Annotated in this window: 16 protein-coding genes and 1 tRNA gene; 5 read left to right on the top strand and 12 right to left on the bottom strand. The window is 54.2% G+C overall.

The annotated features are described in order from the left end of the window. Nucleotides 1–96: 96 nt before the first annotated feature. The 6 genes from CIK92_RS06590 to CIK92_RS06615 form a co-directional block, all read right to left on the bottom strand. Complete coding sequence (locus tag CIK92_RS06590) at nt 97–2937, bottom strand: helix-turn-helix domain-containing protein (protein WP_094388549.1); 2841 nt, start codon at nt 2935–2937, stop codon at nt 97–99. Between the two features lie 114 nt (nt 2938–3051). Beyond that, the gene (locus CIK92_RS06595; protein ID WP_094388550.1) at nt 3052–4329 is read right to left on the bottom strand and encodes a porin family protein; all 1278 of its coding nucleotides are present in this window, start codon (nt 4327–4329) and stop codon (nt 3052–3054) included. Next, on the bottom strand, nt 4326–4883 hold the full coding sequence (locus CIK92_RS06600; RefSeq protein ID WP_094385904.1) for an RNA polymerase sigma factor: 558 nt from the start codon (nt 4881–4883) through the stop codon (nt 4326–4328). The genes CIK92_RS06595 and CIK92_RS06600 overlap by 4 nt, the downstream gene beginning before the upstream one ends. Nucleotides 4884–4948: 65 nt before the next feature. Next, nucleotides 4949–5620 (bottom strand): NigD-like protein, encoded by a 672-nt coding sequence (locus CIK92_RS06605; RefSeq protein ID WP_094388551.1) that lies wholly within the window; start codon nt 5618–5620, stop codon nt 4949–4951. Nucleotides 5621–5648: 28 nt separating this feature from the next. Then, nucleotides 5649–5963 (bottom strand): hypothetical protein, encoded by a 315-nt coding sequence (locus tag CIK92_RS06610; protein WP_094388552.1) that lies wholly within the window; start codon nt 5961–5963, stop codon nt 5649–5651. A gap of 68 nt (nt 5964–6031) precedes the next feature. Then, nucleotides 6032–6403 carry a hypothetical protein gene (locus CIK92_RS06615; protein ID WP_144289360.1) on the bottom strand — a complete coding sequence of 124 codons (372 nt, stop codon included), beginning with the start codon at nt 6401–6403 and terminating at the stop codon, nt 6032–6034. 183 nt (nt 6404–6586) lie between these two features. On the opposite strand from CIK92_RS06615, the gene CIK92_RS06620 reads away from it, so the two are divergent. The 4 genes from CIK92_RS06620 to CIK92_RS06635 all read left to right on the top strand — a co-directional run bounded on the left by CIK92_RS06620 (nt 6587) and on the right by CIK92_RS06635 (nt 9291). Next, complete coding sequence (locus CIK92_RS06620) at nt 6587–7627, top strand: bifunctional oligoribonuclease/PAP phosphatase NrnA (RefSeq protein ID WP_094388554.1); 1041 nt, start codon at nt 6587–6589, stop codon at nt 7625–7627. Between the two features lie 17 nt (nt 7628–7644). Next, nucleotides 7645–8205 carry a DUF4738 domain-containing protein gene (locus tag CIK92_RS06625; protein WP_094388555.1) on the top strand — a complete coding sequence of 187 codons (561 nt, stop codon included), beginning with the start codon at nt 7645–7647 and terminating at the stop codon, nt 8203–8205. A 17-nt stretch (nt 8206–8222) separates the two neighbouring features. Beyond that, entirely contained in the window at nt 8223–9101 is an 879-nt protein-coding gene (locus tag CIK92_RS06630; protein ID WP_022310818.1) for an SGNH/GDSL hydrolase family protein, read from the top strand. 117 nt (nt 9102–9218) lie between these two features. Then, nucleotides 9219–9291: transfer RNA gene (locus tag CIK92_RS06635), tRNA-Met, on the top strand. Nucleotides 9292–9560: 269 nt separating this feature from the next. On the opposite strand, the gene CIK92_RS06640 is transcribed toward CIK92_RS06635, so the two are convergent. Together CIK92_RS06640 and CIK92_RS13755 are read right to left on the bottom strand one after the other, a co-directional pair. Beyond that, on the bottom strand, nt 9561–10472 hold the full coding sequence (locus CIK92_RS06640; protein WP_094385894.1) for a nucleotidyltransferase: 912 nt from the start codon (nt 10470–10472) through the stop codon (nt 9561–9563). Nucleotides 10473–10555: 83 nt separating this feature from the next. After that, nucleotides 10556–10717 (bottom strand): hypothetical protein, encoded by a 162-nt coding sequence (locus CIK92_RS13755; protein ID WP_158214750.1) that lies wholly within the window; start codon nt 10715–10717, stop codon nt 10556–10558. Between the two features lie 104 nt (nt 10718–10821). Here CIK92_RS13755 and mnmA point away from each other — a divergent pair, with 104 nt between their 5' ends. Beyond that, nucleotides 10822–11907 (top strand): tRNA 2-thiouridine(34) synthase MnmA, encoded by a 1086-nt coding sequence (gene mnmA, locus CIK92_RS06650; RefSeq protein ID WP_371594089.1) that lies wholly within the window; start codon nt 10822–10824, stop codon nt 11905–11907. On the opposite strand, the gene CIK92_RS06655 is transcribed toward mnmA, so the two are convergent. The 4 genes from CIK92_RS06655 to CIK92_RS06670 all read right to left on the bottom strand — a co-directional run bounded on the left by CIK92_RS06655 (nt 11897) and on the right by CIK92_RS06670 (nt 15468). Then, nucleotides 11897–12466 carry a hypothetical protein gene (locus CIK92_RS06655; RefSeq protein WP_094385889.1) on the bottom strand — a complete coding sequence of 190 codons (570 nt, stop codon included), beginning with the start codon at nt 12464–12466 and terminating at the stop codon, nt 11897–11899. The genes mnmA and CIK92_RS06655 overlap by 11 nt on opposite strands. A gap of 88 nt (nt 12467–12554) precedes the next feature. Next, nucleotides 12555–13136, bottom strand: coding sequence for a hypothetical protein (locus tag CIK92_RS06660; protein ID WP_144289361.1), 582 nt, complete (start codon nt 13134–13136; stop codon nt 12555–12557). A 138-nt stretch (nt 13137–13274) separates the two neighbouring features. Further along, nucleotides 13275–14042: an HAD family phosphatase gene (locus CIK92_RS06665; RefSeq protein WP_094388557.1), complete on the bottom strand. Its 768-nt coding sequence runs from the start codon at nt 14040–14042 to the stop codon at nt 13275–13277. A 67-nt stretch (nt 14043–14109) separates the two neighbouring features. Further along, on the bottom strand, nt 14110–15468 hold the full coding sequence (locus tag CIK92_RS06670) for a glucose-6-phosphate isomerase (RefSeq protein ID WP_022310825.1): 1359 nt from the start codon (nt 15466–15468) through the stop codon (nt 14110–14112). Nucleotides 15469–15474: the final 6 nt, after the last annotated feature.

Genomic DNA, 15474 nt, shown 5'->3' on the forward strand with positions numbered 1-15474 from the left:
CGTATATATAATAAGGTAAGGACTTGGAGTGTGACTGCTCCAAGTCCTTACCTTATTATATATATAGACATCAGAAGGCTGCCGCAGGATAACAGACTAAGGCTTCAGCCACTCGTCCTTGTACTGCTTGGGCGTCTTGTTCATGCTCTTTCTGAATACCATGATGAAGTAGGCGGTGTCGCTGTATCCGCACGCCTCTGCCACCTGAGCCACCGTCATGTCGGCGGTCTGCAGGAGTTCGCAAGCCTTTCGGATGCGGCGCGAGGTGATATATGCCGCCGAGGTGAGGCCCGTATGCTGCTTGACCTTACGCGTGAAGGTGGCACGGGTGACCCCGAAGCGAGCCGCCAGGTCGGCGAGGTCTATGTCGCCTTCGCCGATACGGCTGTCTACATACTGCTGCACCTCGTCGATGAAGTCGGGAGTGCGGTCGGTGGTCTCTACCTGCCCGTCGGCATCGTCGACAACCGGCACGGAGCCAGCATACTTGTCGCGCAGCATACGCCGCTGCTGGAGCAGTAGACTTACGCGCATCAGGAGTTCGTCGGCACGGAACGGCTTGAGCAGATAGGCGTCGGCACCAGCCTGAAAACCCTTCATGCGACCACGCACCGAAGAGTCTGACGACACCATGACGATGGGGATATGACAGGTGGCAGCCTGCGCACGCACACCCTCGCAGAGCTGATAGCCATCAACGACGGGCAACACGCCGTCGGTGATAATCAGGTCGGGCGCGGCAATACTGATTTTATGCAGACCGTCTTCACCATTGGAGGCAAAGAACACCTTGTAATGATTCTTCAGCTGGTCGGCAACGTAGCGGGCCACCTGTGCCGACTCTTCGACGATGAGTATGCGTGGCTTGTTGTCGGCATCGGCTTCGACGACAGGGGCCATGTCGGCATCGGCAGGAGATAGAGCGGCAGGAGTGTGGAGGGTCTTCTGCTCGGTGAGGCGAGGATAATCGTGGTCGCCATGACGCAGGGGGAGGGTGATGATGAACTGGGCATACTCGCCCAGCTTGCTCTTCAACTTGATATCGCCACCCATAGCTCGTATGGCTGCCTGCACCGCCTGGATATTCAGCCCCACATACATATAGATTTCAGAGGTATTCTTGCTGTCATAGGGCTTGAGCAGGTCTTTGACCACCTCGGGCGGCATACCCTGGCCGCGGTCCTTGAGTTCGAGCCTGAGCATGCGCCTCTCGATAGACATGCTGATATAGAGGTCGGACTGGTTGTAGGCATGGTGCAACATATCGGTCAGCAGATTGCCAAGAATCTTGTCGACATAATCGGGCACGAAGTCGGCCTCTATCTTGTTGCGCTTGGAGGTCACCACAAGACGTATCTGGCGCTTCGCGGCCTCATGGCGATAGGCTTCGACCAGCATGCGTACATATCCCACGATGTCGTCGTGACACCACTGTGCCTCGTCGACGGGTCTGATGCTGATATTGGTGATATCCACCACACTGTCTACCAGATGGAGCAGACGACGAGAGGCTGCCTGAAGCTGCGACACCTCGTCGCGTATCTGCTGGTTGTCGGTCTGCGACTCTATGGAGTTGCCCGCCGACTGGATGATGGTCACCGGTGTGCGCAGTTCGTGCGAGATATTGGCGAAGAAGCGCACACGGGCGTCGCGGAACTCCCTGTAGGCGGCAAGCGTGCGGGTGCGGATGCGCAGGAGGTAATAGGAGAACGCCAAGAGGACTATCATACCTACCATGATGAGCGTAAACACGAGCCATCCACTCTCCTGCTGCTTGCGCATACGGTCCATATCCTTGCGCACATAGTTGAGCTTGCGCGTATTGTCGGCCATGAGCTCGTCTATCTGCACATTCTGGATATCACCCAGTTTCTCCAGGTTCATCACCGTGTCGTTCCAGTTCTTGTAGTCGACATAGGCAGCGAGGGCTTTGGCTGTATTGCCCGACTTGCGATAAATCTGATAATAGAGCAGGGCTATCTGCGAGCGGTCGCCAGGCGAGTTGATTTCGTCGGCGGTCATCTTGGCCTCCTGCAGATACTCGATGGCGGTGGCGGTCATCTGTCGCTTGATGTAGACACGCGCAAGGCTTATGCAGGACCGCAGGCGGAGATAGCGGTCGGAGTGGGCCATCAGGGTAATATAAGCCTTGTCGTACTCGGCAGTGGCCTTGGCATAGTCGCCCCTATCCTCGTAGAGGCCGCCATACTCGATACGAATGAGCGCCATACCCACCTCGTCGTTAATGAGCTGTTTCTGCTCCATGGATTTCTGGAAATAGAACTGGGCAGAGTCGAGGTTGTTCTGGGCTCTGAACACTCTGCCGATATCAGAATAGTTGAGCGCCATACCAAAAGCGCTGCCCAACTTGATTTCGCCGGCAAGCGAGCGCCTGAAGTAGTCGAGGGCTGCCTTGTAGTTGCGGATGGTATAATAGATTTTTCCCAGACCGTTGAGTATCTTCAGCTGACTCTTGAAGGCCGCGGCAGTGGTGTCGCTCCACTGCTGGCAGTAGCCCAGACCAAGAGTCATGCTGCTGGTGGCAAGGTACATGGCACCCAGACGGCGGTAGTTGGTACCCAGTTCGTTGAGGGTATTGACGATTTCCATCGTGTCGCAGATACTATCGGCTACAGCCAGGCCCTGCTTGTGGGCAAGGATGGCGCGACCGAACTGGTTGTCTACACGATATGCCCTACCCAACCGCCGCAGCACGATAGACTCGCCCATACGGTTGCCCGACTGGCGGTAGACTTGGAGCCAATGCTTCAGGTCGGTGGTGTCGGCCACCGCGTTCAACTTGCGTTCTATCTGTTTGTACTCAGGGGTATTGTATATAGGTACCGTCTTCTTGTCGCTACAGCCAGCAAGAAGCAGCAGTCCCAGAACCACCGAGAGGTAATAGATGGGAAGATATGGATGCTTGATGGGTCTCATACTTTGCCGTGTTCTGTTCTCATTAATGCTAAGATACCACAAAATTAATGAAAACCAAGAACAAGGCAAAGCAAAAGAAATATTATTTTAGGTTTTGGCCGTCTATTGGGGGCTTTATCGGCGGTTTATATCGACTCTGACGCCCATGCTGAGACCAAACTCGAAGGGCTTGTCGTTGTAGATGGTGCTGACGCCGCTGCCATTGTCGAAGTGGTAGGACACGCCGGGCTCGATATAGAGGCTCACGGCGCGGGTGGCACGATACTCGGCGCCGGCAGACAGCTGTACCGACAGCTGGGGACGGCTCATCTTGACATCTTCGTTGCGCTGCTGACCGGTATAGCTCACCGTGCGACGGCCCTTGACCAGTTTCTCTACCTCGCCGCCAGCGGTGAGATAGACATTGACATGGCGGTTGCCCCATACATTGTAGCCCACAGCCACAGGCACGCCGATGAAGTGGAGCTGCTGGTCGATGTCCTCGCCGCCCATCTCTATCTCTGACGAGTGATAGCTGTAGTTGACGCCGGTCTGCACGCTCCAACGGTCGTCGAGCGAGTAGCGCAGAGAGAGGCCTCCCTTGACGGGCAGCTTGTGATGGGTGCGGCCACCGCTCCTGCCCATAGGAAGCATGGGCACACGGCTGGGGTGGATCATATCGCTGCTGCCATAGACGTCATTGTCCGCTAAAAAGCCACTGCCGGCAGGCAGTTCGGAAGGGATGACAGAGTTGCCTGACTGGGCGCCGCGCACGTAGGCGCCAATCGACATGGGATGGGAGCGGCGGGTAGATGGATAATGTACCACTTTGCGCTCGGTCTTTCTGACGGTAGAGCCCGACGGGGAGACAGGCTTCGAGGTGGCAGCAGGCTTGGTGGCAGTCTGGCTGTCGGCATCGGTCGGGCGCTGCTCCATCACCTCACATTCGGGCTCGGGCTCTATATTATATATAGGTGTAATGGCGGCGGGCGTGGTATTGTCGGCGAGCATCACCTCCTTGACGGCGGTGGGGCTGAAGGTTGCCTTCCATCGGCGCACGGCAGCGACCAGTGAACTGGGATCGCCAGCAGTCTGGGCGTCGGTGGCAGCGGCTACGGCAGAGGGCTGCACCGCATGGCTGGTGGGCAATGAGGCTGTCGGCGCCATCTCGGGAGCCGAGGGGGTAAACACAAATACGGCTACGACAACGGCTGCTGCCACCGCTGCCAGAGCTGCTATGCGCTGGGTCCACAAAGGCACTACAGGGGCTTTGCGCGAGGTGGCTGCCAGGGGCTTCAGCCCGCGGCGCTGCATCTCGGCCACGATATCATCATACAGTCCCTCAGGAACATCAGCCTCATAATGCTCCATCTTCTGCTGTATGCGATTAATCCATTTGTCGTTGGTAGTCATATCTGTCTTTTATAGTCTTTTATCATTTGTGCGAGCATTGTGCGTGCCCGCTTGTACTGCGACGCCGAGGTGTCGGGCTTGATGCCGAGCGCTGCGGCTATCTCCTTGTGGCTCTTGCCCTCGATGGCATAGAGGTTGAAGACGGTGCGATAGCCTACGGGCAGCCGTCTTATCATGTCCAGGATTTCGCCCTCGCTGAGTCCGGCGACATCGGGTTCGTCGGTGGTGTCATCGGCTATGTTCTCGACCTCTCCCATCATGGTTGTCGACGCTTGGGCACGCAGAAACATCAGCGCCTGGTTGATGGTGATGCGCGCCATCCATGCCTGGAGCGAGCCCCGGCCCTGATAGGTGAAGGAAGAGATATGGGTATAAATCTGGATGAGCGACTCCTGCAGCACATCTTTCTGGTCGTCGGCGTCGGTGATGTATCGGGCGCAGATACCGGCAAGCACGCCTGCATAGGAGTCGTACAGACGACGCATGGCCGAGGCATCGCCCCGGCCAAACAGTTGTATTATCTGTTGTTCGATATCTGCTTGATACAATCGCATAGGATAGCACGTCGCCTGTGGGGCCACACCCGCTACGGGGCATGGCCTCGGGACTCAAAACACTGTTATTTGCGGGTACAATACTTGAACTGCGCCTTCTTTTCGCCAGTGAACGACTGCCACTTGACGGTGAGCAGCACGGTCTTGCCTTCGGTGTCGGGCAGCTGGTTGAGACGGAAAGCTATCAGTCCGTCGGCAGGATAGCCAGAGACATCGCCGTGGGCATTGTGACGAATTTCCACCGTGTAGGGTTCGTTACACTTCACGAGGTTGAGCTCGTGGGGCTTGTTGCTGCCAAAGAGGGTGCGGAAGCGCAGGGTGAAATATCCGTCTTCGACCACCGTAGCCCAGCTGTTGACCACCTCTATCGGGTCTTTGCCGTAAGTCTGGTCGTCGTCGGCACTATGGAGCACCATAGGTTTGGTGCGTATGGTGTCAATCCAGTTGACATAGACCGAGCGTGAATTGTGTCCGGTGGATTTTTGGTCTTCCTTGAAGTTGACGAGGGCTCTCACCTCCTTGCCGCCATAAGGGGCTGTCTTGATATTGGTAGGTACGAGCGTGGTGGCATCGTCGAGCTGCATATAGAAGGCACCTGTCTCGGCATTGGTCTTCAGTGTGACCAACGCATTGGGGAAGTAGGTGATTCCGTTATCATCGTCATCGTTGCAGGACTGCAGGGTGAAAGAAGAGACTGCCAACACGAGGCAGAGGGTAAGGAATTTCAATTTGTTCATATCTGTCTTTTGCTTTTTGTTTCGTCTATTAAATGCAGCCGCAGCCATTTCCTTGCACGTATTTACCTTTTTTAACCATTAGGAATGGCTTCCCGCCACCACGGTCATCACGCCAAGGAGAGCGGAAACGCGCGCGCTGAAGCGGGAGCAGACGGGATGCATCGCGATAACTGCCACAAAAATAATACAAACCACGCGGAGAAAGAAATAAATTCGCCGTTTTCTTGTCGGTTGCCATCGTTTTCGTGTCGGCTGCCATCGTTTTCGTGTCGGCAACCATTGTTTTCTTGTCGGCTGCCATCGTTTTCTTGTCGGCTGCCATCGTTTTCTTGTCGGCTGCCATTGTTTTCTTAATCAGTTGTCATCGTTTGTTTGCCAGCAGCTATTGTTTTCTTAATCAGTTGTCATCGTTTACTTGCCAGCAACTATTGTTTTCGCGCGTCCACAGCCATCGGCGGCATCAGAGCGAAGGGACAGTCCGACGGCCATCGGGCGCATCGGGCAAGGGCGGCGCGCATTTTCGACAGTGATGGCATAGAAGTTAATTTCGGGGTTTGAAACCGTCATTGCAAACCCTGCAATCAGCGTTTCGCGTCTCGAAACCATCATTTCAAACCCCAAAATCAGGTTTAAGGAGGTTGGCGGAAGTTTGGGGGATATATATAAATAAGGTGGGGATGTATTTGCTTCGGTTTGCACCAACCTGGAATGACGTTGGCTGCGTCTCAACAATGCAAAATGAAAAAACATTGGTTTTTTCTTTGCATTGTCTTCGACTTGCACTACTTTACGGCTGCGCCGTGAAGGTAGGTGGCACCTCAAGAATAAAAATAAACGAGTTTATTTTGTATTCTCTTCGGTTTGCACTACCTTTGGATAAGGTAGGCTGCATCTCAACAATGCCAAATGAAAAAAACTCCGTTTTTTCTTTGCATTGTCTTCGACTTGCACTACCTTTGCATCTATATGGAAATAAATCTTCTTACTACGGCGGAAGCCGAAAAGCTGAACGAGCTTATTGACAACGCCCAACAGATAGTAGTGACTTGCCACAAGTCGCCCGACGGCGACGCTATGGGTGCAAGCCTGGCGTGGACAGACTATCTCTCTGCCCAGCGTGATAAAAAAGTGACAATGGTAGTGCCCGACGCCTATCCCGACTTTCTGCATTGGCTGCCGGGAACCGAACGCGTGGTGCGCTATGACAAGCATAAGGACCAGGTGGCTGAAATCATGACTCACGCCGACCTGATATTCTGCATCGACTTCAATGCTATGTCGCGCGTAGACGAAATGACAACGGTGCTCACCGAAGCCACAGGCCACAAGGTGATGATGGACCATCACCTGAACCCCGAAAAGGAGGGCATGGAGCTGATGGTGTCGCATCCCGAGTTGAGCAGCGCCTCTGAGGTGGTGTTCCGCGTGGTATGGCAGTTGGGTGGTTTTGACATGATGACCCGCCGCTGCGCCACACAGATATACTGCGGCATGATGACCGACACGGGAGGGTTTACCTACAACTCCACCCGTCCGGAGATATATTATATAATAGGTCAGCTGCTCACCAAGGGCATCGACAAAGACCGCATCTACCGCAATGTGTACAACAACTACAGTTGCTGGGCCATGAGGCTGAGGGGATATATCATCTCGCAGAAGCTCAATTACTTTGAAGACTATCATGCCTCTTACTTCACCATCACCCGCAGCGATATGGCGCGCTTTCACTTCATCAAGGGCGACGCCGAAGGGCTGGTCAACGAGCCGCTGCGCATCAAGGGCATGAAGCTCTCTATCTCGCTGCGCGAAGACGACCACCACGACAATCTGATATGGGTGAGTCTGCGCTCGGTCGATGACTTCCCCTGCAACGAGATGGCTGCCAGACACTTCAACGGCGGCGGACACCTCAATGCCAGCGGCGGCAAGCTCTGCTGCACGATGGACGAGGCAGAGAAGGCTGTGAGAGAAGCCATCATAGACTTCTCCGACAAGCTGAAATAAACTTAATTCGAGATAAAATGAAAACAAGAAAATGGCTCATGATAGCCGCCATGGGACTGATGCTGACTGCCTGTCAGGAGAAGAAGCAGCCCTACAACATCATCGTAAAGAAAGAGCAGGCACCCAAGCCTGCCAAGACTCTGGCCATAGGCGACTATGTGCAGAAGTATCACGTAGAGTGGCTGGGCAAGGACTATACGATAACGGTAGCGGCAAAGGCTGACTCGACGCTGGACAAGGTGAGCGACGGCACACGCAAATACTACGACAACCGCATCGCGCTCACCATCAACCGCGAAGACGGCACACAGTTTCTGCACCGCGAGTTTACCAAAAACGATTTTTCCGCCCATGTCGATGCCGGCTACCTGGACAACAGTGCGCTGGTGGGTATCGTGTACGACAAAATCGATGGCGACAACCTCACCTTTGCTGTCAGCGTGGGCTCGCCCGACAAGTCGAGCGACGACTACGTGCCCCTGCTCATCAAGATAGGACGCACGGGCAGTGTCTCTGTGAGCAAAGACACACGCCTGGACACCAGCTCGGCTGACGAAGCGGCAGATGAAGTATTCTAACCCTAAAAAACATAATCATGAAGAATGTAATCACAGCACTCCTGCTCTGCATCTCGATAGGAGCATCGGCACAGACCATGGGCAATCCTATGCCCAACGTTTCGGCGGAAGAAAATCCGCTGCAGACCATCAACAACACGCCCGGCCTCTGCGCCATCTTCCGCACATGGGGCTTCATAGGCGACAGCCTGTGTAGCGGCGAGATGGAGAGTCGCGACGAGAATGGCAAGCTGGGTCATCACGACATGTACGAATACTCGTGGGGCCAGTTCCTGTGCCGTGCCTGTGGCGCCGAGGGCGAGAACTTCAGCCGCGGAGGTCAGACCGCCAAGGGATGGATAGCCGACGACACCAAGCGCGGATGGGCATACTGCAAGATGAACCCCAAGCAGGCTTACATCGTGGCTATGGGTGTAAACGACTATACACGCCGCAAGCGCAACAACCTGAAGTGTGGCAGTCTGGATACCGACGTAGACCTCAAGGACTACAACAACAATGCCCCGACCTATGCCGGCTATATGGCTGGCATCATACAGCGACTGCAAAGCATACAGCCCAAGGCAAAGATATTTGTGGTGACACGCCCGCAGACCGACAAGGGCAACAACGCCTATGACGAGTTCAACGAGGTGGTGCGCGGGCTGGCACGTATGTTCAGCAACGTATATGTCATCGACCTCTTCAAGCACGCCCCACTCTATGACGCCGATTTCCAGGACCGTTATTACGTAGGAGGCCACCTCAATGCGATGGGCTACGAGTACACGGCACGTGTATTCATGACCTACATAGACTGGATTATCCGCAACAACTATAAAGAATTCAAGGAAGTGGCCTTCATTGGTACCAAACTCCACTATACGCCTGATAATGAGTTGAAAAAGAAGAAATAGCATCATCCCGGGCATGCCAAAGATACCCATAAATGACCCATGGGGATAAAAAACATGCCCAAAAATTTGCAAGACTCAGAAAAAAGCACTACCTTTGCACTCGCAAATGAGAAATATCGCGGAGTGGAGCAGTTGGTAGCTCGCCAGGCTCATAACCTGGAGGTCGCATGTTCGAGTCCTGCCTCCGCAACTACAACGTCCGAAAAGCAAATAACCAAGGCTTTTCGGACGTTTTTCGTATATACACCCGTACAGGGGTCGGACAGTAAGGCCCAGATATATCGGGTGAGCCATAATAAGGCAACAGTTCTATTATCGGTCATCCCGAAACATCCCGAAACAAAAAGGCGCTATCCGTACTGCCTCTGTCGCGCTGTGGAGAGCGCTGTGGGCCATACGGATAGCGCAGATGTTGACGGCTTGATGACTGCGGTGGCAGGCAAGCCGATGATGGGTTCTTTAGAACAGGTGTGAGGGATAAACGCCCTCGTCAATGAGGCTCTGGATGCGGGCTACCACACTGTCGCGGTCGGCAGCATAGGTCACACCAAACCACTTGCTGGTGGTATCGAGCACCTTGACGGTAGCGGTCTTCTCGTTGATGAGCTTGTTGACCATCAATGGGATGAAGAACTCTGCCTTCAGGTTTTCCATATTCTTCTTGTCGCTGAGGAACTCCTTGAAGTAAGCCTCGCTATAGTCGAAGTAATCGGGAGTGAAGCCCCACATATTCATACTTACGGGCGTGTTGTCCTCGACAGCTACCCACTGGCCCTGCTCGTCCTTGTAGCATACGGGGCCATTGACGCGCATAATCTCAGTGCGCTCAACCACGGTGGTAAGGTGGCCAGCCTCGTCCTTAGAGCAGATACCGCGAGCCACGGTACCGTTCTCGCTCAGCGTATTGCCTACACGGAAGCCCACCATAGCATAATCGTTCTTGGCGCCCTCGGGCAGCTCTGACAGGAACTTGCCAATCACCATGAAGGCATCACGGTTGTAGAAGTCGTCGCAGTTGATGACGCAGAAAGGCTCCTTGATGATATCCTTGGCCATGAGCACGGCGTGGTTGGTACCCCAAGGCTTCTGACGGCCTTCGGGCACGCTGAAGCCCTCGGGCAGCGCGTCGATAGACTGGAAGCATATCTCGGCGGGGATATGTCCCTCATATTTGGAAAGAACCTTATCGCGGAAATCCTGCTCAAAGTCCTTACGGATTACGAAGACGATTTTGCCAAAACCAGCCTGGATGGCGTCGTAGATAGAGTAGTCCATAATGGTCTCACCATTGGGACCCAGACCGTCGAGCTGCTTGAGCCCACCGTAGCGGCTTCCCATACCAGCCGCAAGAAGTAACAATGTAGGTTTCATATTATATAATAATGTGTTAAGTTATAGTCACCATGCAAAAGTAATCAAAAAAAATCGGAATACACAGCACCTTTACTGATAATTTATGCCATCGTCCTATTTTTGTCTGTAATGTCCGAAATCTTGCCAACCACCACGCTGCGGCTTGCATCGATTTCGGTCATCACGGCGATTACGACAAAGACAGGCGGCGCCTCAACCATGCAAATTGAAAAAACATTCGCTGTATTGTCTTCGGCTTGCACTACTCTATGGCTCACCATGAAGGTAGGCGGCGCCTCAACAATACAAATTGAAAAAACATTCGTTTTTCCTTTGTATTGTCTTCGGCTTGCACTACCTTTGCAATATGATTGACATAAACGAGATAAAGGACAAGCGGATAGCCGTGCTGCTCTCGGGCGGCGTCGACAGTTCGGTGGTGGTATACGAGCTGACCCGCATGGGGCTCAAGCCCGACTGCTTCTACATCAAGATAGGGCCAGAGGAACAGGAGGAATGGGACTGCACCTCTGAGGAAGACCTGGAGATGGCCACGGCTGTGGCCGGAAGGTTCGGATGCCGCCTGCAGGTGATAGACTGCCACCGCGAATACTGGGACCAGGTGACGCGATACACCATGGAGAAAGTCAAGGCGGGCTATACGCCCAACCCCGACGTGATGTGCAACAGGCTCATCAAGTTTGGCGCCTTCGACGAGAAGATGGGGCACAACTACGACCTGATTGCCACCGGCCACTACGCCCAGACGGAAATCATAGACGGACGCAAATGGCTCTGCACCAGCCCCGACCCGGTCAAAGACCAGACCGACTTTCTTGCCCAAATCTACGACTGGCAGCTGCGCAAGGCGCTCTTCCCCATAGGTCACTATGAGAAAGACGAGGTGCGCCAGATAGCCGAGCGCGAGCATCTGGTCAACGCCCGACGCCGCGACAGCCAGGGCATCTGCTTCCTGGGGCAGATAGACTACAACGAATATATACGCCGATACCTGGGTGAGAACCCAGGAGATGTGATAGAATGGGAAACCGGCAAGCGCATTGGCGGCCATCGTGGACTCTGGTTCCACACCATCGGCCAGCGCAAGGGCCTCGGGCTGGGCGGCGGTCCCTGGTTTGTCATCAAGAAGGATGTGGAAAAGAATATCCTGTACGTCAGTCACGGTTACGACCCGGAGACTGCGTACAAGCAAGAATTCAAGATACATGATTTTCATTTCCTCACAGCCGGTTTCGACAAAGATGAAACCGACGTGACGTTCAAGATACGCCATACTCCCGACTACCATCACGCCACCATCCGACAATGTGGGGATGGCTGTTATATGGTCTATTCGGCTGAGAAGATACATGGCGTGGCGCCGGGTCAGTTCTGCGTCGTCTACGACCACGAGCACCACCGCTGTTATGGTTCAGGAGAGATTACTTTGTAGTAGTCTCTTCTTTTTTTTCACCCTTGTCTTTCACCGTGGCTTCATAGGCGCGCTTCACGGGGTCCTTCTCGTCCATCTTCTGCAGAGCCTGCTTGACTTTGCGCGTACGTCGGCGACGGGACCGGCCTTTGAAGTCAAAGATTTTCACGAGATCAAAATCGACCACACTCGTCTTGGGATTGAGCAGCTGGCGTTCCTTTGGGTCGGTGACACCCCACTGCTCCACATTCTCACGCAGACGCTTGGACAAGTCCTCGCCCACCACCTCGACTTCGCCCAGGGTGCGGGTGCGGGGAATCAGACCGATAGAGTCGCCCACTTCCTTGAAGCCCATCGAGTGGGTGAGATACTTGGGATGACTCACCGTGATGGTATCAAACTTCTCGGGCAGAACGAGTTGGCCCGTATAGGGCGTGGTGTAGGTTCTGGACTTGTCGACCCTTACCCTCACCTGACGGATGGGCACCCGGGTCTCCAGGTCATAAATCACCACTTTCTTCTGGGCGTAGGCCGACACGGAGAACAGGCATAGCAGCGAAAAGAGTACACGATAGTTCATGACAAGTATCTTACTATTGAGTTTGTAATTCTGCAAAAGGCGGCCCATGCGGAACTCGCACTGCCGCCTTTTAGGTATGTATCAGGCTCTATTCGAGTCCCATTTCCTTCATCGCCTTTGCCGCTGCTTTGCCTACAGCCTCGTGGGCCTTCTGTCCAGCCTCATTGGCTTTCTCATTGATTTTGGCGTTGGCTTTGGCAGCTGCCTCATTGACCTTGGCTTTGGCGTCAGACTTGGCAGTCTCGACAGCCTCTTTGGCTTTGGCATCTACCTTCTTGGCAGCCTCTTCGGCAGCATTCTGCGCGGCTTCGGGCATACTGGTTACGCTGTTTACCAGATTGCTCACCTCACTGTCTTCGCCAACGATGGCAGTAATCTGTGCCGCATGCTCCTTCAGATATGTCTGGGCCTTGGCCATATATGCCTTGGCTTCTTCGAGCTTGCCCGCCTTGACCAGCTGGGCATATTTCTCCTTGATGGCAGCGAGGGTCTTCATCAGCGCATTGGGGTCCTTGCTCTTGAGCTGGGCATCGAGCATACTTACTACATCATCGTCTACAGGGGCAGCCACCTCTATGGTTTCGCCTTCGGCAGGGGCTTTCTGCTTGTTGCCGCAACTTGCCAAGGCGGTCATGGCGAGGATGCCGGCAAAGAAAAACAATTTCTTCATATTCTTATCTTTATTGTTTATAGACCTGAGTCTCTTGTCTGCAAAGATAGTATATTGCAGCTTTAGCCCAATGGGTTATTAAGATGATTTAACCCACTACCCTACCAATTTATAATTAATTTGGCAAGGCGCAGCAGTTTATCCCCTTTTGGCCGAGCCATACGCCATCAGCTGCTGCCAGTCATCGGCCAGCCTGCGGATGCTGGGCAGAATGACATTGGCACCCTCGCCGGCCAGCACCTCATCGGGCAGCGGACCGCTATTGACGCCGATGGTGAATATCTGGGCTGCCACGCCTGCTCTTACGCCCATCGGCGCATTCTCTACCACTATACCCTCCCAGGGTTTCATGTTGCCTGCCAGTTCCAGACCTTTCAGATAGGGGTCGGGGGCGGGCTTTCCGTGGCTCACATTGTATGCCGACACGATGTGCTGTTCGTCGACAAAGTCTCCGAAGTCGTTGACAAGGCGCTGGATGAGGGGTTTCTGTCCGCTCCCGGTAACCACACAGATGGTCAGTCCAGCCTCACGTATCTGCTTCATCAGGTCTACGACGCCATCGAATATCCCGGCTTCGGGCATCTGGTGAAACAGTCGCGCCTTTTCGTCGTAGATGGCTTGGGCCTCTGCCTCGGTGAGTTTCTTTCCCGTCTGGCGCTCGGCATAGATGCGTATGGTGTCGACACCCTTCATGCCCTCGGTGGCATAGGAGTCTTCGGCGGTGAAGTGGAGCCCATTGGCGCTCATAGCCTGCTGCCATGCCACAGCATGATTGGGCATGGAGTTGTAGAGCACGCCATCCATATCGAAGAGCACGCAGCGAAATCCCTTCCACTCGTCCTTGCTGGCGAGCTGATGGCCATCGACCATACGGTCCAGGTATCTGTTAATCTCTCTCTCGTACATTATTATAATAATAAAGGGAGGAAGTTACTCCCCCCTTGTTATTGTATCAAGCCCAGAGGCGTTGCAATTACTTCTCGTTCTGCAGACGCTCCTGGATAGCCTTGCTCTCAGCTTCATAGCCAGGCTTGTTGAGCAGGGCAAACATATTCTTCTTGTAAGCCTCAACACCGGGCTGGTTGAACGGATTGACACCAAGGATGTTGCCGCTGATACCACAACCTATCTCAAAGAAGTAGATAAGCTGACCGATGTAATACTCGTTGAGCACGGGCACGCTGATGCGGATATTGGGCACGCCGCCATCCACGTGCGCGAGACGTGTACCGAGTTCTGCCATCTTGTTGACCTCATCCACACGCTTTCCGGCGAGGAAGTTGAGACCGTCGAGGTTCTCATCGTCATGAGGGAAGTCGAGTTCGCGGTTGGGAGTCTCTACCGAGATGACGGTCTCGTAGATAGAGCGCTCGCCATCCTGAATCCACTGGCCCATAGAGTGCAGGTCGGTGGTGAAGTCGCAAGATGCGGGGAAGATACCCTTGCCATCCTTGCCTTCGCTCTCACCGTAGAGCTGCTTCCACCACTCGGCGATGAAGTGGAGCTTGGGCTGGTAGTTGACCATAATCTCAATCTTCTTGCCACCCTCGTTGTAGAGAGCGTTGCGCACAGCAGCATACTGTGCAGCGATATTCTCGCCGAAAGGCACATTCACGCCGGTAGCCTTCTCCATATCAGTAGCACCAGCCACGAGAGCCTTGATGTCGAAACCGGCACAGGCTATAGGCAGCAGACCCACGGGAGTGAGCACAGAGAAGCGGCCACCCACGTTGTCGGGAATGATGAAGCTCTTGTAGCCTTCCTTGTCGGCACAGGTGCGTGCGGCACCGCGCTTGGCATCGGTAACAGCCACTATCACCTCACGAGCCACGTCCTTGCCCATCTGGGCCTCACACTGCTTCTTGAGCAGACGGAAAGTGAGGGCGGTCTCGGTGGTGGTACCCGACTTAGAGATATTGATGACGCCAAAGCGCTTGCCCTTCAGATAGTCGGTGAGCTCAGCCAGATAGTCCTCGCTGATGTTGTTGCCGGCAAAGAGAATCTGCGGGTTCTTCTTGTCCTGAATGAGCCAGGCAAACGAGTTGCTAAGGGCTTCGATGACAGCGCGCGCGCCGAGGTAGCTGCCGCCGATACCGGCTACCACTACTACCTCACACTTCTCTCTGAGGGTGTTGGCAACAGCCTGGACTTCATCGAGGAAATCAGGAGTAATACTTGATGGCAAGTGAAGCCATCCTAAGAAGTCGTTGCCGGGGCAAGTATTGTTCTCCAATGCCTCGAGAGCGGCTTTAGCTTTGGGTTCATACGCCTCTACCGCACCCTCACCAAGGAAGGAAGCGGCTTTGGTAAAGTCTAAAGAAATACTTTTCATTTTAGT

The sequence above is a fragment of the Prevotella sp. P4-67 genome (assembly GCF_002251325.1).
Lineage (GTDB): Bacteria > Bacteroidota > Bacteroidia > Bacteroidales > Bacteroidaceae > Prevotella.